General features: G+C 51.3%; 12 protein-coding genes, 2 tRNA genes, 4 rRNA genes and 2 pseudogenes. 13 read left to right on the top strand and 7 right to left on the bottom strand.

Features of this window, described 5'->3' with window-relative positions; translation table 11 throughout:
• Window positions 1–38 precede the first annotated feature (38 nt).
• Genes dprA through CDA56_RS12550 form a run of 6 tightly spaced genes read left to right on the top strand, consistent with a single transcriptional unit; the run spans window position 39 to window position 3,831 of the window.
• The gene (gene dprA / locus CDA56_RS12575) at window positions 39–1,163 is read left to right on the top strand and encodes a DNA-protecting protein DprA (RefSeq protein WP_014227031.1); all 1,125 of its coding nucleotides are present in this window, start codon (window positions 39–41) and stop codon (window positions 1,161–1,163) included.
• On the top strand, window positions 1,135–1,608 hold the full coding sequence (smg, locus tag CDA56_RS12570; protein WP_004125874.1) for a DUF494 family protein Smg: 474 nt from the start codon (window positions 1,135–1,137) through the stop codon (window positions 1,606–1,608). Before dprA ends, smg begins: the two co-directional genes overlap by 29 nt.
• Before the next feature lie 27 nt (window positions 1,609–1,635).
• Window positions 1,636–2,178: a DNA topoisomerase family protein gene (locus CDA56_RS12565; RefSeq protein WP_014227029.1), complete on the top strand. Its 543-nt coding sequence runs from the start codon at window positions 1,636–1,638 to the stop codon at window positions 2,176–2,178.
• A 4-nt stretch (window positions 2,179–2,182) separates the two neighbouring features.
• Window positions 2,183–2,755, top strand: coding sequence for an L-threonylcarbamoyladenylate synthase type 1 TsaC (gene tsaC, locus CDA56_RS12560; protein WP_103815524.1), 573 nt, complete (start codon window positions 2,183–2,185; stop codon window positions 2,753–2,755).
• A gap of 3 nt (window positions 2,756–2,758) precedes the next feature.
• A complete protein-coding gene (aroE, locus tag CDA56_RS12555) occupies window positions 2,759–3,577 on the top strand; it encodes a shikimate dehydrogenase (protein ID WP_014227028.1) in 819 nt (272 codons plus the stop codon).
• Window positions 3,574–3,831, top strand: a complete 258-nt coding sequence (locus CDA56_RS12550; RefSeq protein ID WP_102804053.1) for a DUF1488 family protein — start codon at window positions 3,574–3,576, stop codon at window positions 3,829–3,831. The genes aroE and CDA56_RS12550 overlap by 4 nt, the downstream gene beginning before the upstream one ends.
• Here the strand turns inward: CDA56_RS12550 and CDA56_RS12545 are convergent.
• Window positions 3,807–4,361: a gamma carbonic anhydrase family protein gene (locus CDA56_RS12545; protein ID WP_014839658.1), complete on the bottom strand. Its 555-nt coding sequence runs from the start codon at window positions 4,359–4,361 to the stop codon at window positions 3,807–3,809. The two genes, CDA56_RS12550 and CDA56_RS12545, sit on opposite strands and share 25 nt — an antisense overlap.
• Window positions 4,362–4,832: 471 nt before the next feature.
• Here CDA56_RS12545 and CDA56_RS12535 point away from each other — a divergent pair.
• The 6 genes from CDA56_RS12535 (at window position 4,833) to rrf (CDA56_RS12510) (ending at window position 10,189) form a co-directional block, all read left to right on the top strand.
• Window positions 4,833–6,372, top strand: a 16S ribosomal RNA gene (locus CDA56_RS12535).
• An 85-nt stretch (window positions 6,373–6,457) separates the two neighbouring features.
• A tRNA-Glu gene (locus CDA56_RS12530) sits at window positions 6,458–6,533 on the top strand.
• Between the two features lie 190 nt (window positions 6,534–6,723).
• A 23S ribosomal RNA gene (locus tag CDA56_RS12525) occupies window positions 6,724–9,629 on the top strand.
• A 200-nt stretch (window positions 9,630–9,829) separates the two neighbouring features.
• Window positions 9,830–9,945, top strand: a 5S ribosomal RNA gene (rrf, locus tag CDA56_RS12520).
• A 14-nt stretch (window positions 9,946–9,959) separates the two neighbouring features.
• Window positions 9,960–10,035 (top strand) — tRNA-Thr (locus CDA56_RS12515).
• Window positions 10,036–10,073: 38 nt separating this feature from the next.
• Window positions 10,074–10,189: ribosomal RNA gene (rrf, locus tag CDA56_RS12510) — 5S ribosomal RNA — on the top strand.
• The 16S, 23S and 5S rRNA genes sit together here with 2 tRNA genes alongside, the layout of an rRNA operon.
• A 236-nt stretch (window positions 10,190–10,425) precedes the next feature.
• Here the strand turns inward: rrf (CDA56_RS12510) and CDA56_RS12505 are convergent.
• The 3 genes and pseudogenes from CDA56_RS12505 to CDA56_RS12495 all read right to left on the bottom strand — a co-directional run bounded on the left by CDA56_RS12505 (window position 10,426) and on the right by CDA56_RS12495 (window position 15,178).
• Window positions 10,426–10,647 (bottom strand): hypothetical protein, encoded by a 222-nt coding sequence (locus CDA56_RS12505; protein WP_032751522.1) that lies wholly within the window; start codon window positions 10,645–10,647, stop codon window positions 10,426–10,428.
• Window positions 10,648–10,915: 268 nt separating this feature from the next.
• Window positions 10,916–14,025, bottom strand: a pseudogene (locus tag CDA56_RS12500) (efflux RND transporter permease subunit).
• 13 nt (window positions 14,026–14,038) lie between these two features.
• The gene (locus tag CDA56_RS12495) at window positions 14,039–15,178 is read right to left on the bottom strand and encodes an efflux RND transporter periplasmic adaptor subunit (RefSeq protein ID WP_032751519.1); all 1,140 of its coding nucleotides are present in this window, start codon (window positions 15,176–15,178) and stop codon (window positions 14,039–14,041) included.
• 378 nt (window positions 15,179–15,556) lie between these two features.
• On the opposite strand from CDA56_RS12495, the pseudogene envR reads away from it, so the two are divergent.
• A pseudogene (gene envR, locus CDA56_RS12490) lies at window positions 15,557–16,197 on the top strand (acrEF/envCD operon transcriptional regulator).
• A 73-nt stretch (window positions 16,198–16,270) separates the two neighbouring features.
• Here envR and fis read toward each other — a convergent pair.
• From fis to CDA56_RS12475, 3 genes are all read right to left on the bottom strand, one after another.
• Window positions 16,271–16,567: a DNA-binding transcriptional regulator Fis gene (gene fis, locus CDA56_RS12485; protein ID WP_000462905.1), complete on the bottom strand. Its 297-nt coding sequence runs from the start codon at window positions 16,565–16,567 to the stop codon at window positions 16,271–16,273.
• 24 nt (window positions 16,568–16,591) lie between these two features.
• On the bottom strand, window positions 16,592–17,557 hold the full coding sequence (gene dusB / locus CDA56_RS12480; protein WP_014227023.1) for a tRNA dihydrouridine synthase DusB: 966 nt from the start codon (window positions 17,555–17,557) through the stop codon (window positions 16,592–16,594).
• Window positions 17,558–17,885: 328 nt separating this feature from the next.
• Window positions 17,886–18,626 carry a carbonic anhydrase gene (locus CDA56_RS12475; protein ID WP_004854712.1) on the bottom strand — a complete coding sequence of 247 codons (741 nt, stop codon included), beginning with the start codon at window positions 18,624–18,626 and terminating at the stop codon, window positions 17,886–17,888.
• Window positions 18,627–18,749 lie beyond the last annotated feature (123 nt).

Genomic DNA, 18,749 nt, shown 5'->3' with positions numbered 1-18,749 from the left:
CAAAGATTGTTAAAGTCGCTTGTGGCAGGGGGATAGGGATGACGCCCAGGGAAATTTGGTTACGTTTGATGAGGGTGAGCAGCCTGTATGGCGAGAGTGCTATCAGTGCCGCCCGTCAGCTATGTGCATCTGCGACGTTAGGTCGAGAAGATTTGCGAGCCTGTGGCTTGAGTCTGGCGCAATCGAAGCATTTCCTCAGCGTTAACCAATGCGAGATAGATGCCACGCTGCAATGGCTGGAGCGACCAAATTGCTATCTACTGACTGCCGAAGATCCGCTTTACCCACCCCAGCTGCGGGCGATTGTCGACTTTCCTTGCGCTCTTTTAGTATGTGGAGACCCTGCGCTACTGAGCAGCCGGCAGCTGTCCGTCATTGGGAGCCGGGCGCATTCATGGTATGGCGCTCGTTGGGGGAAACTCTTTAGCGAAGCTTTAGCACGTTATGGTATTACGATCACGAGCGGCCTGGCCCTTGGCATTGATGGAATTGCTCATCGTGGTGCGCTGGAAGGGAAAGGTAAAACGGTTGCTGTTTTAGGGAATGGCTTAAGAGAGATCTATCCTCGCCGTCATCAGGCGCTAGCGGAGCAGATTACAAACAGCTGCGGAGCCATCATTTCTGAGTTTCCGCTGTTTACCCCGCCCCTGCCGGGCAACTTTCCTCGCCGTAACCGGATTATCAGTGGGCTAAGTGCCGGCGTGTTGGTTATTGAGGCGGCCCTGAAAAGCGGCTCATTAGTGACGGTTCGTTATGCTCTGGAGCAGGGAAGGGATGTGTTTGCCCTGCCAGGGCCGATTGGCAGCCCGGGTTCAGAAGGTCCCCACTGGCTTATCAAGCAGGGCGCGATTCCCGTGACAGCCCCGGAAGACATCGTCGAATACTGGCGGGATGAGCTGCCATATGTTCTTCCTGAACCAGATGACGCAAATAATTGCGGTAATCGGCCTTCTGTAGCATTGCCATTTCCAGAGCTCCTGGCTAACGTAGGAGATGAGGTAACACCTGTTGACGTTGTCGCTGAACGTGCCGGCCAATCTGTGCCAGTAACCGTAGCCCAGCTACTAGAACTGGAGTTAGCAGGCTGGATCGCAGCTGTACCCGGCGGCTATGTCCGATTAAGGAGGGCAAGCCATGTTCGACGTACTGATGTATCTGTTTGAAACTTACATCCATAACGAAGCAGAAATGCGCGTGGATCAGGACAAGCTGACTCGGGATCTGACCGATGCCGGTTTTGAACGAGAAGATATCTATAACGCCCTGATGTGGCTGGAGAAACTGGCTGATTACCAGGAGGGGCTTGTTGCGCCAATGCAGCTTGCTTCTGACCCACTCTCGTTACGAGTCTACACCGACGAGGAGTGCCAGCGTCTTGATGCAAGCTGCCGGGGATTCTTATTATTCCTTGAGCAAATTCAGGTGTTGAACCTCGAAACACGGGAAATGGTGATTGAGCGTGTACTGGCGCTGGATACGGCAGAGTTCGATCTGGAAGATCTCAAATGGGTGATCCTGATGGTGCTGTTCAATATTCCCGGTTGCGAAAATGCCTACCAGCAAATGGAAGAATTACTCTTTGAAGTAAATGAAGGTATGCTGCACTAACTTTTTTGCTGCGACATTAGAATTGTTATGACCAAAACAGCGCTGTTCTCGGTGCGTAAAAACGAACCCTGCCCGCAGTGTGGGGCTGAACTGGTAATACGCTCCGGGAAACACGGGCCTTTTCTCGGCTGCTCGCATTATCCTGACTGTGACTATGTCCGGCCCCTGAAAAATCAGGCGGACGGACATATTGTCAAAGTTCTGGAGGGGCAAACGTGCCCGTCTTGCGGCGCAGTGCTGGTACTACGCCAGGGGCGTTTTGGTATGTTTATCGGTTGTAGCAGCTATCCAGATTGCGAACATACTGAACTTATCGATAAGCCGGATGAAACCGCAATTGCCTGCCCACAGTGCGGGCAAGGGCATTTGGTTCAGCGCCGCTCACGTTTTGGAAAAAACTTCCATTCCTGCGATCGTTACCCCGATTGCCAGTTCGTCATAAACTTCAGGCCAGTGGCGGGCGAGTGTCCAGAGTGTCATTACCCGTTGCTAATCGAAAAGAAAACGGCGCAGGGCGTTAAACGCTTCTGTGCCAGCAAACAATGTGGAAAGCCGATACCGGCGGAATAAATCTGTGAATAATAACCTGCCCTCAGAAGCCATCGCACGTGCTGTGGCGCTTCTGAATAATGAACATGTCATCGCCTATCCAACAGAAGCCGTTTTTGGCGTCGGTTGCGATCCCGATAGCGAAAAGGCCGTCATGAGCCTGCTTGCACTTAAACAGCGTCCCGTTGAAAAGGGGCTGATCCTGATTGCGGCGAACTTCGAGCAACTCAAACCCTATATTGACGATACGCAACTTAGCGATGAGCAGCTGGAGACGATTTTTTCTTGCTGGCCAGGGCCTGTGACATTTGTCTTCCCCGCTTGCGCTTCAACGCCGCGTTGGTTGACGGGGCGCTTCAATTCACTGGCTGTGCGAGTCACGGACCATCCGCTGGTGGTCGAACTGTGTAATGCTTACGGAAAACCGCTGGTTTCAACCAGCGCAAATTTGTCTGGCCAGCCTCCTTGCCGCACGACGGCAGAAGTTTATGCGCAGTTTGGCGCTGATTTCCCGGTCGTTGACGGGGCTACGGGAGGGCGTCAAAACCCATCTGAAATACGTGATGCCTTGACGGGCGAACTCTTCCGCCAGGGGTAACTCATGGAAACTTATGCCGTCTTCGGACACCCTATTGCCCATAGCAAGTCGCCATCTATTCATCGGCTTTTTGCTCAGCAGTTGCAAATTACGCATCCCTATGGCCGTATCCTGGCTCCGCTCGATGATTTCGTTACGACGCTCGATACCTTCTTTAATGAAGGCGGTAAGGGAGCGAACGTCACCGTGCCTTTTAAAGAAGAGGCCTTCGCGCGAGCAGATGAGCTAACCGAACGCGCAGCGCTGGCCGGTGCGGTCAATACGCTTAAACGGTTGGAGGATGGCCGCCTGCTGGGGGACAATACCGATGGTATTGGACTACTGAGCGATCTGGAACGGCTGGGTTTTATTAAACCAGGATTCCGGGTATTGCTTATTGGCGCAGGTGGGGCTTCACGCGGCGTTTTGCTTCCTCTCCTGTCGCTGGATTGTGCCGTGACTATTGTTAATCGTACCTATTCTCGCGCCCATGAACTGGCTACGCTTTTTGCTCATACCGGCAGCGTCCGCGCTTTGGATATAGAAGCATTAGGCGGTCAGGAATTTGATCTCATTATTAATGCGACATCCAGCGGTATTGACGGCGGTGTTCCCGCGATCCCTGTTACCTTAATAAATCCCCATGTCTGTTGTTATGACATGTTTTACCAGAAAGGTAGTACGCCATTTTTATCCTTATGCCAGCAACACGGTGCGACAAAATGCGCTGATGGGTTGGGAATGCTGGTGGCGCAGGCTGCTCATGCGGTGCTGTTGTGGCACGGCGTTCTGCCAGAAATTACGCCAGTCATTGCGGCTTTGCAGAAGGAACTGAATGCATGAACCAGGCAATTCAGTTTCCAGACAGAGAGGTATGGGATGAAGCGCATCAATGTATCGCTTTTCCTGCATTAGTTAACGGCATGCAGCTTACCTGCGCCTTAACGCTAACGGTGCTCAAGAAGCGTTTTGGCGGTGAAGAGCCGGCGCAATGGCTGGCCGCTTTTCGTGAACATCGCTGGGATCTGGAAGATGAAGCCCAGGATCTCATTCTCGACCAGCAAGAAGATGCTCAAGGTTGGATCTGGTTTTCCTGAGCCAGGTAATCACCTTTCCACTTTACATAGTTGTTCGCTGAATATTGTAGCCCGGCAATTTCCGCTTCTGTCAGGGGGCGTATCTGTTTTACCGGGTTACCAAAGTAAAGATAGCCACTCTTGAGACGTTTGTTCTGAGGCACCAGACTGCCAGCCCCAATCATTATATCGTCTTCAACAATCACGCCATCCAACAAAATCGAACCCATACCGACCAGGACCCGGTTACCAATAGTGCAGCCGTGTAGCATCACCTTATGACCGACGGTAACATCATCGCCAATGATAAGTGGATTGCCGTGTGGATTAGATGAAGACTTATGCGTGACATGTAAGACGCTACCGTCCTGAATGTTAGTGCGGGCGCCTATTTCCACATAGTTCACATCACCGCGAATGGCGACCAAAGGCCAGATACTGACATCGTCAGCTATTCTGACATCGCCGATCACCACGCTGCTGCTGTCGATCATCACGCGTAGGCCCGTTTTAGGGAATAAATCTTTATAACGACGCAAGCTGGTGGTCATGGTTACCTCAATAAAAGAAGGGAGTGCAGAGACTTTGGTTGCTTTTCTGGCCGTCTGCAACCCCTTATTGTGGTAAAAATTGAGCGGATTGAGCAAGAACGCCGCGAAGCGGCTGAAAAACCATCATTTGGAAAAAAAGATCGAAAAAAGGCTTGTGCAAAAAAATGGGATCCCTATAATGCGCTCCCACTGACACGGCAGATGTGAATCACTTCACAAACAACCGGGTCGGTTGAAGAGAAAAAATCCTGAAATAACGGGTTGACTCTGAAAGAGGAAAGCGTAATATACGCCACCTCGCAACGGTGAGCGAAAGCCGCGTTGCACTGCTCTTTAACAATTTATCAGACAATCTGTGTGGGCACTCAAAGTGACATGGATTCTTAACGTCCTCGGACGAAAAATGAATACCAAGTCTCTGAGTGAACATACGTAATTCATTACGAAGTTTAATTCACGAGCATCAAACTTAAATTGAAGAGTTTGATCATGGCTCAGATTGAACGCTGGCGGCAGGCCTAACACATGCAAGTCGAACGGTAGCACAGAGAGCTTGCTCTCGGGTGACGAGTGGCGGACGGGTGAGTAATGTCTGGGAAACTGCCTGATGGAGGGGGATAACTACTGGAAACGATAGCTAATACCGCATAACGTCGCAAGACCAAAGAGGGGGACCTTCGGGCCTCTTGCCATCAGATGTGCCCAGATGGGATTAGCTAGTAGGTGGGGTAACGGCTCACCTAGGCGACGATCCCTAGCTGGTCTGAGAGGATGACCAGCCACACTGGAACTGAGACACGGTCCAGACTCCTACGGGAGGCAGCAGTGGGGAATATTGCACAATGGGCGCAAGCCTGATGCAGCCATGCCGCGTGTATGAAGAAGGCCTTCGGGTTGTAAAGTACTTTCAGCGGGGAGGAAGGCGATAAGGTTAATAACCTTGTCGATTGACGTTACCCGCAGAAGAAGCACCGGCTAACTCCGTGCCAGCAGCCGCGGTAATACGGAGGGTGCAAGCGTTAATCGGAATTACTGGGCGTAAAGCGCACGCAGGCGGTCTGTCAAGTCGGATGTGAAATCCCCGGGCTCAACCTGGGAACTGCATTCGAAACTGGCAGGCTGGAGTCTTGTAGAGGGGGGTAGAATTCCAGGTGTAGCGGTGAAATGCGTAGAGATCTGGAGGAATACCGGTGGCGAAGGCGGCCCCCTGGACAAAGACTGACGCTCAGGTGCGAAAGCGTGGGGAGCAAACAGGATTAGATACCCTGGTAGTCCACGCTGTAAACGATGTCGACTTGGAGGTTGTTCCCTTGAGGAGTGGCTTCCGGAGCTAACGCGTTAAGTCGACCGCCTGGGGAGTACGGCCGCAAGGTTAAAACTCAAATGAATTGACGGGGGCCCGCACAAGCGGTGGAGCATGTGGTTTAATTCGATGCAACGCGAAGAACCTTACCTACTCTTGACATCCAGAGAACTTAGCAGAGATGCTTTGGTGCCTTCGGGAACTCTGAGACAGGTGCTGCATGGCTGTCGTCAGCTCGTGTTGTGAAATGTTGGGTTAAGTCCCGCAACGAGCGCAACCCTTATCCTTTGTTGCCAGCGGTCCGGCCGGGAACTCAAAGGAGACTGCCAGTGATAAACTGGAGGAAGGTGGGGATGACGTCAAGTCATCATGGCCCTTACGAGTAGGGCTACACACGTGCTACAATGGCATATACAAAGAGAAGCGACCTCGCGAGAGCAAGCGGACCTCATAAAGTATGTCGTAGTCCGGATTGGAGTCTGCAACTCGACTCCATGAAGTCGGAATCGCTAGTAATCGTGGATCAGAATGCCACGGTGAATACGTTCCCGGGCCTTGTACACACCGCCCGTCACACCATGGGAGTGGGTTGCAAAAGAAGTAGGTAGCTTAACCTTCGGGAGGGCGCTTACCACTTTGTGATTCATGACTGGGGTGAAGTCGTAACAAGGTAACCGTAGGGGAACCTGCGGTTGGATCACCTCCTTACCTTAAAGAACCTGCCTTTGTAGTGTCCACACAGATTGTCTGATGAAAAGTAAATAGCAAGGCGTCTTGCGATTGAGACTTCAGTGTCCCCTTCGTCTAGAGGCCCAGGACACCGCCCTTTCACGGCGGTAACAGGGGTTCGAATCCCCTAGGGGACGCCACTTGCTGGTTGGTGAGTGAAAGTCACCTGCCTTAATATCTCAAAACTCATCTTCGGGTGACGTTTGAGATATTTGCTCTTTAAAAATCTGGATCAAGCTGAAAATTGAAACGACACACTGTTTAAGTGTGTTCGAGTCTCTCAAATTTTCGCGACACGACGATGTTTTACGAAACATCTTCGGGTTGTGAGGTTAAGCGACTAAGCGTACACGGTGGATGCCCTGGCAGTCAGAGGCGATGAAGGACGTGCTAATCTGCGAAAAGCGTCGGTAAGGTGATATGAACCGTTATAGCCGGCGATGTCCGAATGGGGAAACCCAGTGCAATTCGTTGCACTATCGTTTGATGAATACATAGTCAAACGAGGCGAACCGGGGGAACTGAAACATCTAAGTACCCCGAGGAAAAGAAATCAACCGAGATTCCCCCAGTAGCGGCGAGCGAACGGGGAGCAGCCCGGAGTCTGAATCAGCTTGTGTGTTAGTGGAAGCGTCTGGAAAGTCGCAGGGTACAGGGTGATACTCCCGTACACTAAAACGCACAGGTTGTGAACTCGAAGAGTAGGGCGGGACACGTGGTATCCTGTCTGAATATGGGGGGACCATCCTCCAAGGCTAAATACTCCTGACTGACCGATAGTGAACCAGTACCGTGAGGGAAAGGCGAAAAGAACCCCGGCGAGGGGAGTGAAAAAGAACCTGAAACCGTGTACGTACAAGCAGTAGGAGCCCACTTGTTGGGTGACTGCGTACCTTTTGTATAATGGGTCAGCGACTTATATTCTGTAGCAAGGTTAACCGTATAGGGGAGCCGCAGGGAAACCGAGTCTTAACTGGGCGTTAAGTTGCAGGGTATAGACCCGAAACCCGGTGATCTAGCCATGGGCAGGTTGAAGGTTGGGTAACACTAACTGGAGGACCGAACCGACTAATGTTGAAAAATTAGCGGATGACTTGTGGCTGGGGGTGAAAGGCCAATCAAACCGGGAGATAGCTGGTTCTCCCCGAAAGCTATTTAGGTAGCGCCTCGTGAACTCATCTTCGGGGGTAGAGCACTGTTTCGGCTAGGGGGTCATCCCGACTTACCAACCCGATGCAAACTACGAATACCGAAGAATGTTATCACGGGAGACACACGGCGGGTGCTAACGTCCGTCGTGAAGAGGGAAACAACCCAGACCGCCAGCTAAGGTCCCAAAGTCATGGTTAAGTGGGAAACGATGTGGGAAGGCCCAGACAGCCAGGATGTTGGCTTAGAAGCAGCCATCATTTAAAGAAAGCGTAATAGCTCACTGGTCGAGTCGGCCTGCGCGGAAGATGTAACGGGGCTAAACCATGCACCGAAGCTGCGGCAGCGACACTATGTGTTGTTGGGTAGGGGAGCGTTCTGTAAGCCGTTGAAGGTGGCCTGTGAGGGTTGCTGGAGGTATCAGAAGTGCGAATGCTGACATAAGTAACGATAATGCGGGTGAAAAACCCGCACGCCGGAAGACCAAGGGTTCCTGTCCAACGTTAATCGGGGCAGGGTGAGTCGACCCCTAAGGCGAGGCCGAGAGGCGTAGTCGATGGGAAACAGGTTAATATTCCTGTACTCGGTGTTACTGCGAAGGGGGGACGGAGAAGGCTATGTTGGCCGGGCGACGGTTGTCCCGGTTTAAGCATGTAGGCGGATGTTCCAGGTAAATCCGGAACGTCACTAACGCTGAGGTGTGATGACGAGGCACTACGGTGCTGAAGTGACAAATGCCCTGCTTCCAGGAAAAGCCTCTAAGCATCAGGTAACATCAAATCGTACCCCAAACCGACACAGGTGGTCAGGTAGAGAATACCAAGGCGCTTGAGAGAACTCGGGTGAAGGAACTAGGCAAAATGGTGCCGTAACTTCGGGAGAAGGCACGCTGATGGTAGGTGAAGCGACTTGCTCGTGGAGCTGAAATCAGTCGAAGATACCAGCTGGCTGCAACTGTTTATTAAAAACACAGCACTGTGCAAACACGAAAGTGGACGTATACGGTGTGACGCCTGCCCGGTGCCGGAAGGTTAATTGATGGGGTTATCCGTAAGGAGAAGCTCTTGATCGAAGCCCCGGTAAACGGCGGCCGTAACTATAACGGTCCTAAGGTAGCGAAATTCCTTGTCGGGTAAGTTCCGACCTGCACGAATGGCGTAATGATGGCCAGGCTGTCTCCACCCGAGACTCAGTGAAATTGAACTCGCTGTGAAGATGCAGTGTACCCGCGGCAAGACGGAAAGACCCCGTGAACCTTTACTATAGCTTGACACTGAACACTGGTCCTTGATGTGTAGGATAGGTGGGAGGCTTTGAAGTGTGGACGCCAGTCTGCATGGAGCCATCCTTGAAATACCACCCTTTAATGGCTGGTGTTCTAACGTGGGCCCCTGATCGGGGTTGCGGACAGTGTCTGGTGGGTAGTTTGACTGGGGCGGTCTCCTCCTAAAGAGTAACGGAGGAGCACGAAGGTCAGCTAATCCTGGTCGGACATCAGGAGGTTAGTGCAATGGCATAAGCTGGCTTGACTGCGAGCGTGACGGCGCGAGCAGGTGCGAAAGCAGGTCATAGTGATCCGGTGGTTCTGAATGGAAGGGCCATCGCTCAACGGATAAAAGGTACTCCGGGGATAACAGGCTGATACCGCCCAAGAGTTCATATCGACGGCGGTGTTTGGCACCTCGATGTCGGCTCATCACATCCTGGGGCTGAAGTAGGTCCCAAGGGTATGGCTGTTCGCCATTTAAAGTGGTACGCGAGCTGGGTTTAGAACGTCGTGAGACAGTTCGGTCCCTATCTGCCGTGGGCGCTGGAGAATTGAGGGGGGCTGCTCCTAGTACGAGAGGACCGGAGTGGACGCATCACTGGTGTTCGGGTTGTCATGCCAATGGCATTGCCCGGTAGCTAAATGCGGAAGAGATAAGTGCTGAAAGCATCTAAGCACGAAACTTGCCCCGAGATGAGTTCTCCCTGACTCCTTGAGAGTCCTGAAGGAACGTTGAAGACGACGACGTTGATAGGCCGGGTGTGTAAGCGCAGCGATGCGTTGAGCTAACCGGTACTAATGAACCGTGAGGCTTAACCTTACAACGCCGAAGATGTTTTGGCGGACTGAGAAGACAACAATTTCAGCTTAGATTCAGAGTTGAGTACGCAATAATTTGCGCAGCAGCAAGGCGACAAGCGAAGGAAAGGAAGGAGCATACTGAAGTATGTGACTGACTTTGCGAGCGCGGGCAACGCAGCTGATGCGATAAAGAATTGCGTACTGAGCACAAAGAATTTGCCTGGCGGCACTAGCGCGGTGGTCCCACCTGACCCCATGCCGAACTCAGAAGTGAAACGCCGTAGCGCCGATGGTAGTGTGGGGTCTCCCCATGTGAGAGTAGGGAACTGCCAGGCATCAAATTAAGTGTGCTGATATGGCTCAGTTGGTAGAGCGCACCCTTGGTAAGGGTGAGGTCCCCAGTTCGACTCTGGGTATCAGCACCAGTTTTTAGGTTAAAGTTCGGCGATTTGAAAAGAATTTGCCTGGCAACGATAGCGCGGTGGTCCCACCTGACCCCATGCCGAACTCAGAAGTGAAACGCCGTAGCGCCGATGGTAGTGTGGGGTCTCCCCATGTGAGAGTAGGGCATTGCCAGGCATCAAATAAGTGAAAAGCCCATCCGTCAGGATGGGCTTTTTGCGTTTATGCGGCTGAGAAAATATCCATTTATACCAGACCTGGCAATGACAATTTGCCCATTTGATCTTATCTAAAGGATCGTTTCCCGAGCTTCAGCTGCCGGTATTGCAGTTTAAGCATTGTGGAGCTTACCTTCGGGAAAAGCGGTGCCGGAGCTCGCTCCGGCACCTGTCATGGCAGAGAAAAGAAAGGAATTAACGAGTCAACGCCACGATGCCGAGCGTCAGGCCAGCGACGGCAGCTGCGCCCCCGGCAATCGCGCCGGCGGTTTCCCAGTTATCCTGGGTCGTTCCTTTCATACAGGTATTGGTGTGCACTAATCTGCCTTCAGAATCATAGACCGGTACACACGGAGAGTCATGTGCACAGCCGGCGAGTAGCGTTGCCAGCAATGCCACTAGAATAACTTTATTCATGATATTACCTCTAAATAATCCGCTTCGCTGTATTGGAGAACCCATACCTGCGCGGAACGGTTTATTTTATCATCAGCAATATGGGGTGCCGCTAGAGTAAATAATCTCAATTTATGAGTAACGTAAATATCATGAAGAAAACCAGATAACTATGGGGAAATAATGTGTATTGGTTACCGCAGCAATAAATATATTTAATATCATCAGGATAGTTATCGAAACGCAGACGAAAAAAAGGCACCTGAAAGGTGCCTTTAGAAAAACATATTTACTCTGCGTGTTTCGTAAAGCGGCGTCTTACCACGGCGAAGAAGACAGGAACAAAGAAGATCGCCAGTAATGTTGCCGTCAGCATTCCGCCCATAACGCCGGTACCGACCGCGTTTTGGGCGCCGCTGCCGGCTCCATGGCTAATAACCAGAGGCAGAACCCCGAGGATAAAGGCCAGCGAAGTCATCAGGATAGGGCGTAAACGCATACGCGATGCTTCAAGTGTGGCTTCGATAATTCCTTTGCCTTCTTTATCCATCAGGTCTTTCGCAAACTCCACGATAAGAATCGCGTTTTTCGCAGAGAGGCCGATAGTTGTTAATAAGCCCACCTGGAAATAAACGTCATTATTAAGCCCGCGTAACGACGCCGCCAGTAATGCACCAACTACCCCTAATGGAACGACGAGCATGACGGAGAAGGGAATAGACCAACTTTCATAAAGCGCCGCAAGACACAGAAAGACAACAATAAGCGAAATGGCGTAGAGCGCGGGCGCCTGATTACCGGATAAACGTTCTTGATAGGACATTCCCGTCCAGTCGTAACCAATACCGGCAGGAAGCTTGCTGGCTAACTGCTCCATTAAAATCATCGCATCGCCGGTACTTTTCCCCGGAGCAGCTTCACCCAAAACTTCCATAGAGGGTAAGCCATTATAGCGCTCCAGGCGCGGTGAACCATAAACCCAGCGTGAGGTGACAAAGGCGGAGAACGGAACCATTTCGCCATTCGCGCTGCGGACGTACATATTATTGATATCGCTCGGCAGCATACGGAATTTTGCATCGGCCTGAACGTAGACTTTTTTCACTCGTCCATGGTCAATAAAGTCGTTGACGTAGTAACCCCCTAGCGCCGCGGAAATGGTTTCATTGATATCGGATAGCGAAATCCCCAGAGCCTGAGCTTTCTCCTGATCAACATCCAGCTTGAATTGCGGCGTGTCTTCGAGCCCGTTGGGGCGAACGCGTACCAGCTGGCCGGGATGCTCTCTCACCATACCCAGAAGTTGATTACGGGCCAGGGTTAACGCGCTATGGCCAAGGTTACCCTGATCGATAAGCTCAAAGTCAAAACCGGTCGCCGTACCCAGTTCGATAATTGCCGGCAGATTGAAAGGAAAGACCATAGCATCTTTAATCTGACTGAAGGCAACGGTCGCACGTTTGATGATTGCCTCAACGCCATTCTCTGCGCCACTGCGTTCTTCCCATGGCTTCAGGCTGACAAACGCCATACCGGAGTTTTGACCCTGACCGCTAAAGCTAAAGCCGTTAACGGTAAAGACGCTTTCAACATTCGCCTTCTCTTTATGCAGATAGTAATCGGTAACCGTATCAAGAACCTTTTGCGTGCGTTCCTGCGTTGTGCCTGAAGGAAGCTGGATCATGGTCATAAATACCCCCTGATCCTCATCCGGCAAGAAGGAGGTGGGCAGGCGCATAAACAGGACGGCCATACCCACAACGATCAGCAAATAGATGATCAGGTAGCGTCCGGTACAGCGCAGGATCCCGCTAACGCTGTTAGTGTAGTGGTTCACGCTACGATCGAATTTCGCATTAAACCACCCAAAAAATCCTTTTTTCTCATGATGATCGGCTGATGCGGGTTTCAGTAATGTGGCACAAAGCGCGGGGGTCAGGATCAGCGCGACCAGGACGGACAGCGCCATGGCGGAGACGATGGTGATAGAAAATTGCCGATAGATCGCCCCCGTAGAGCCGCCAAAGAAGGCCATCGGGACAAACACTGCCGATAGCACCATGGCAATGCCGACCAGCGCCCCCTGAATTTGCGACATTGATTTTTCCGTCGCTTCTTTGGGGGAAGCTTCTCTTCTACCATGACGCGTTCGACGTTTTCCACCACCACGATAGCATCGTCGACCAGAAGGCCTATTGCCAGCACCATACCAAACATCGTTAGCGTATTGATGGAGTAACCGAACATTGCCAGTACGGCAAAGGTCCCGAGCAGGACGACCGGAACCGCAATGGTGGGGATCAGCGTGGCCCGGATATTCTGTAAGAACAGATACATCACCAGGAAGACGAGGATAATCGCTTCAAACAGCGTCTTCACAACCTCATGAATAGAGATTTTCACAAACGGCGTAGTGTCGTAGGGATAGACGACCTTCATCCCCTGCGGGAAGTACGGCTGCAGTTCGGCAAGCTTCGCTTTAATCGCGGCGGCGGTATCAAGGGCATTGGCGCCGGTAGCGAGCTTAATTCCCAGTCCTGAAGCCGGTTTTCCATTGATTTTTGCGACAACGTTGTAGTTTTCACCTCCCAGCTCAATACGTGCCACATCTTTCAGGTGCACCACTGAGCCATCCGCGTTCACGCGCAAAGTCACTTTGCCAAACTCTGCCGGATCCTTCAGTCGCGTCTGAGCAATAATGGATGCATTTAGCTGCTGGCCTTTAAGGGCCGGCGTACCGCCAAGCTGGCCTGCTGCAATCTGATCGTTCTGTACCTGCAGCTGGTTAATGACGTCGACAGGCGTGAGGTTGTACTTATTCAGGAGATTACCGTCCAGCCAGACGCGCATGGCATACTGCGCGCCGAAGAGCTGTACATCGCCGACGCCGTTAAGGCGGCTGATGGTATCTTTGACGTTCGATGCAACGTAGTCGGATATATCATCCTGAGTGGTGCTCGTGTTATCGGAGATGAATCCGGCAACCATCAGGAAACTACTGCTTGATTTCTCGACGCTAATCCCCTGCTGCTGTACTTCCTGAGGAAGAAGCGGCGTCGCCAGCTGCAGTTTATTCTGCACCTGAACTTGCGCAATATCCGGATCCGTACCTGATTTAAAGGTCAGGGTGATGGTAACGCCGCCTGCGGAATCGCTGGTTGAGGACATGTACATCAGATTATCGATACCGTTCATGTTCTGTTCGATAACCTGAGTCACCGTATCCTGAACGGTTTGTGCGTCCGCACCTGGATAGGTTGCGGAGATGGCCACCGCTGGCGGCGCGATAGTCGGGTATTGTGCAATCGGTAGCTGCATAATTGCGAGGCCACCGGCAATCATCATGATGATCGCCAGCACCCAGGCGAAGACCGGTCGATGGATAAAAAACTTAGACATAGGGATTCGTACCTTATTGCGCGACGGACGTCGCGGTATCCTCTTCGGCCTTCACGGTGACGCCGGGACGTACTTTCTGCAGACCGCTGACGATAACCTTTTCACCGGCTTTCAGACCGCTCGTGATTAACCACTTATCGCCAATCGCCTGTGAGGCTGTGACGGCTCGCGTTTCCACCTGGTTTTTATCATTAACGAGCATCACGCTGGCATCGCCGCGCGGCGTTCGGGTGACTCCCTGCTGAGGAACGAGAATGGCATCCGGTGAAACGCCCTCATCAATACGGGCGCGAACAAACATCCCTGGCAGCAGAGCGTGCTGTGGGTTGGGGAAGATGGCGCGAAGCGTAATAGAGCCGGTGCTCTCATCTACCGTGACGTCAGAGAACTGCAGCGTGCCCTGAAGCGCATAAGGTTTTCCGTTTTCCATAATCAACTGCACGCTTTTGGTGTCACTGCCGTGCTGCAGGCTTTCCTGTTTCAGGCGCATGAAATCATTACTGGATTCAGTGACATCCACATAAATGGGATCGAGCTGCTGTACCGTCGCCATCGCGTCAGCCTGACCATTTGTCACCAGGGCACCTTCGGTCACGCTGGATTTGCCGATGCGGCCGCTGATTGGCGACGTCACTTTTGTGTACGCCAGGTTAATACGCGCGCTTTCCACGGCTGCCTTTGCGGCAATAACATCGGCATCGGCCTGGCGCGCGGTCGCCACCGCCTGATCGTATTCTTGCTGGCTGATATATTTTGTGCCGAGAAGAGGCGCGTAGCGTTTTACCGTTAAGTGGGCGATAGCCGCCGCGGCTTCTGCTTTCGCTTCATCACCTTTTGTGCTGTTGTAAGCCGCCTGATAGGTCGCCGGATCGATTTGATAAAGAGACTGTCCAGCGGTGACATCGCTACCTTCGACAAAGTTACGTTGCAGGATAATCCCGCTGACCTGCGGGCGGACTTCCGCGACGCGGTAGGCAGATGTGCGGCCAGGTAGCTCCGTGGTGACGGACAGCGGCGCGCTGTGTACGACATAAACGGAGACCTGAGGTATCTGCGCATGCGGTTGCCGATCGCCTGAATTATCGCAACCGCTGAGCAGGATGGCCGGGATGATAAGGCTGGATAAAAGTGTAACCCTGACATGAGGTGTCATTGCTGTTCCTTATAGATTATGAGCCAGGCATGGCCACGAATCTGTGCAAGAAATAATGAATTAAAATGCGGTTTGTTATCCTACAAATAAAAAACGATGGATGTAAGACATAGTTATTTTTTAGCCATCAGCAAGGCACGTAAAAACAAAATATCAGGAATAATGTTTTTAGAATGAACTTAAATTAAAATTTGCTTACATTGATATTTAATATATGAATGTATTTATCTTAATTATTCTCGCGGTGTATTTATTGGAGAGCGTTTGAGATTTAACTCATCTGTATTTTTGCTAAACAATATTGATTGTCAGATGTTAGGTTTATAGGTATCCAGCGATTTCCCCACACTCTCAATCTGGCATTGAGTGGAGCACCGTATGCCCAGAAGAACGAAAGAAGATGCGTTAAAGACGCGGCAGCTTCTGATTGAGTCTGCCATTCAGCAGTTTGCCTTACGTGGCGTGACCAGCACGACCTTAGCCGATATCGCTGATGCTGCTGGCGTGACGCGCGGAGCGGTGTACTGGCACTTTGCAAGCAAAGCTGAGCTATTTAATGAAATGTGGCAACAGCAGCTGCCGCTACGCGACCTGCTTCAGCATGAATTTAACCTTAAAGACGATCAGGATCCGCTCAGCACGCTACGAGAGAAATTTATTATTGGCTTACAATATATCGCTAATAATCCCGTCAACGTGCCTTAATGCAAATTCTGTATCAGAAGTGTGAGTTTTCCAGCGACATGATGCCGGAAGCTGAGATTCGCAAGAGAATTGGTTTTAGCTATCCGGTTATTCGCAGCATTTTGCAGCTATGTATTCGTAACGGATTATTGCCAGTGGAAACCAATGTTGAAATTTCATTAATTGTATTACACAGCGCATTTACCGGTATTATTAAAAACTGGCTGGTGGAGCCCGGGCAATTCGATCTGTATCGCCAGGCACCCGCCCTGGTTGATAATATTATGTCGATCCTTTGCGGGGCTAATGGGCGGCAGACGATAGCCAGCCATTAAAATTCATGTAATAAAAAAGGCGCTTCCCCATGCCGAAGAGCGCCTTTTATATCAAACATTTAACTGATTAGTATCAGTTCATGCCGTATTTTTTCAATTTTTTACGCAGAGTACCACGGTTGATGCCCATCATCAGGGCAGCACGGGTCTGGTTACCGCGGGTGTATTGCATCACCATGTCCAACAGGGGCTGTTCTACTTCAGCCAGTACCAGCTCATACAGGTCATTAACATCCTGACCGTTCAGTTGAGCAAAATAGTTCTTCAGTGCCTGTTTAACCGAGTCACGCAGGGGCTTTTGAGTTACCTGATCCTGAGAGTTAACGGTAGAAACGGTCAGTACGTCAGAATTTACGCGTTGTTCGAACATAGTTCTGTCAGCTCTTTATTTCTATTACGCAAAATTTTCGAAGTATGCCTCCAACGCCTCCAGCTGTTCGCTGGAATCTTCTATGGCGTTGAATGTGCGCCGAAACTGGTCATCTGGAGCGTGTTCCTGCAGATACCAGGATACGTGTTTGCGTGCGATTCGGTACCCTTTTGCCTGGCCATAAAAGCCATGCAGTTCCCGAACGTGTGCACAAAGCAAGCGCTTAACCTCTGCCAACGGCAGCGGCGGCAGCAGCTCTCCAGTGTCCAGATAGTGCTGGATTTCCCGAAAGATCCAGGGTCTTCCCTGAGCTGCGCGGCCTATCATAAGGGCATCTGCCCCCGTATAGTCGAGCACAGCTCTGGCTTTAAGCGGGTCAGTAATGTCACCATTCGCGATAACCGGAATGGAAACTTTCTGCTTAACTGCCCGAATACTGTCGTACTCAGCATCTCCGTTAAACAAACAGGCGCGCGTGCGTCCGTGAATAGTCAGAGCCTGAATGCCACATTCTTCAGCCAGTTGGGCAATTTCTACACAGTTACGGTGTTCCGGTTCCCAACCGGTGCGAATCTTGAGAGTTACGGGAACGTCCACTGCTTTGACGACCGCCGTCAGGATAGACTTCACCTGCTCGGGGTACTGCAAGAGGGCTGAACCTGCAAGCTTTCGATTCACTTTTTTAGCCGGGCATCCCATATTGATATCAATAATTTGGGCGCCGCTTTCCACGTTAATACGGGCGGCTGCAGCCATCTCTTCCGGTACGCTACCGGCGATTTGCACGGTACGAATACCGGGCTCATCAACGTGCACCATCCGTAAGCGTGACTTGTCGCTCTCCCAAACCTGCGGGTTAGAGGACATCATCTCGGATACGGTCAATCCTGCTCCCATCTCGTAACACAACGTGCGGAATGGTCTGTCAGTAATGCCAGCCATAGGCGCTGCGATGAGTCGATTCCTGAGCTGGTAGTGTCCGATGCGCATGAGTTAAGAAATGACCATACTGTGACTGCAAGGCGGCGTATATTACGCATTTTTTGCACGAGATGAAAGGCCAAACTTTGAGCAATCCTCTGCGGTGGATCAAAGAATCGCCTTGCAGGTCAGTGTGCATGAATAATTAGCTATATAAATCATTGCATTAAAAACATGTGATGAATTTATCTACACATATAATTTTGTCTAACTTCTCATTTTTTCTTCCCGGCACAGGGAACGGGCAAGATAATCTGCTGAAGAAATCAGCAAATTACCTTGGCTTTATGTGAGTTGGCTCTCATTTCAGAACATCATCGTGAAGCACAGCTGATGTTTATTCTATGACCACGCGACCATTCAGCGGCTGTATCGGACGATTGTTATCGTGATGCATAGCGTGGCTAAATTTTGCCAGCTGCGCTGATGAAAGTGTCAGGGGATGTTTAAGCACAATCCAGGTTACCCCCTCGGAGCAAGGCGGCGTGGTCAGGGAGCCGCTGAAACGCCAGTATGTCTTGTCTGCGGGAAGAAGGGCGTTGAGATCCATTTGGGTGACGATTTTAGCCGTCTGATCGGCTTTCTCGGGCATGGTGGCCCACAGTTTGTTCAGTTCGCTATTTTCCGCGCCCTGGTCGAACATCACCGCCACGACGGCAACGGCGCCTTGAGCGCTTTTATGTACCAGATGCATCTCCATCGCATAGTGCTTACCGTGAACGGTGTTTTCGCTCGGGGCATGAAAATGGAACTGCTGAAGGGTAAATGGCGTACCGTCAATCGTAACGGTATCCGCTGTTGTGGTCTTTAACCCCGCCTGGATAGTGTGACCATTGTTGATGAGCGTAATGGGGCCATCAATGTAGTGCGTATCCAGCGGTGAAAGGTGTGTCTTAAACGTGGTATCGATGTTGATAGGGGATTGATTCATACCATTTTGACAGGTTTTGTACTCCTCGTTGAGCGCCCCCCAGTGTTCCGGCGAACCTTCGCCTTCATAGCTCCAGTGGGAAGCGAAAACCGTCACGGGCATCATGCTTAACGCCAGTAATGCCGCCTTGCCTAAAGTTGTTTTCATATCATTCGTCCAATGAATAAATTTATGATTTTATTGGTAACTACAATACGTTACCGCATCATCTTATTCTCATTGAGCGAATGATTTTGTACAGAAAACGCGAAAAGCGGTGGCCTGCGATGA

The organism is Klebsiella michiganensis (assembly GCF_002925905.1).
Taxonomy (GTDB): Bacteria; Pseudomonadota; Gammaproteobacteria; order Enterobacterales; family Enterobacteriaceae; genus Klebsiella; species Klebsiella michiganensis.
The sequence above is the reverse complement of the archived record's forward strand: the minus strand, read 5'-3'. Positions and strand labels throughout refer to the sequence as shown.

Bases quoted from the DNA above. Each gene is read 5' to 3' on its own strand.
- dprA (WP_014227031.1), top strand. From the start codon at position 39: ATGACGCCCAGGGAAATTTGGTTACGTTTGATGAGGGTGAGCAGCCTG.
- smg (WP_004125874.1), top strand. From the start codon at position 1,135: ATGTTCGACGTACTGATGTATCTGTTTGAAACTTACATCCATAACGAA.
- CDA56_RS12565 (WP_014227029.1), top strand. From the start codon at position 1,636: ATGACCAAAACAGCGCTGTTCTCGGTGCGTAAAAACGAACCCTGCCCG.
- aroE (WP_014227028.1), top strand. From the start codon at position 2,759: ATGGAAACTTATGCCGTCTTCGGACACCCTATTGCCCATAGCAAGTCG.
- CDA56_RS12550 (WP_102804053.1), top strand. From the start codon at position 3,574: ATGAACCAGGCAATTCAGTTTCCAGACAGAGAGGTATGGGATGAAGCG.
- CDA56_RS12545 (WP_014839658.1), bottom strand. From the start codon at position 4,361: ATGACCACCAGCTTGCGTCGTTATAAAGATTTATTCCCTAAAACGGGC.
- CDA56_RS12505 (WP_032751522.1), bottom strand. From the start codon at position 10,647: ATGAATAAAGTTATTCTAGTGGCATTGCTGGCAACGCTACTCGCCGGC.
- CDA56_RS12495 (WP_032751519.1), bottom strand. From the start codon at position 15,178: ATGACACCTCATGTCAGGGTTACACTTTTATCCAGCCTTATCATCCCG.
- fis (WP_000462905.1), bottom strand. From the start codon at position 16,567: ATGTTCGAACAACGCGTAAATTCTGACGTACTGACCGTTTCTACCGTT.
- dusB (WP_014227023.1), bottom strand. From the start codon at position 17,557: ATGCGCATCGGACACTACCAGCTCAGGAATCGACTCATCGCAGCGCCT.
- CDA56_RS12475 (WP_004854712.1), bottom strand. From the start codon at position 18,626: ATGAAAACAACTTTAGGCAAGGCGGCATTACTGGCGTTAAGCATGATG.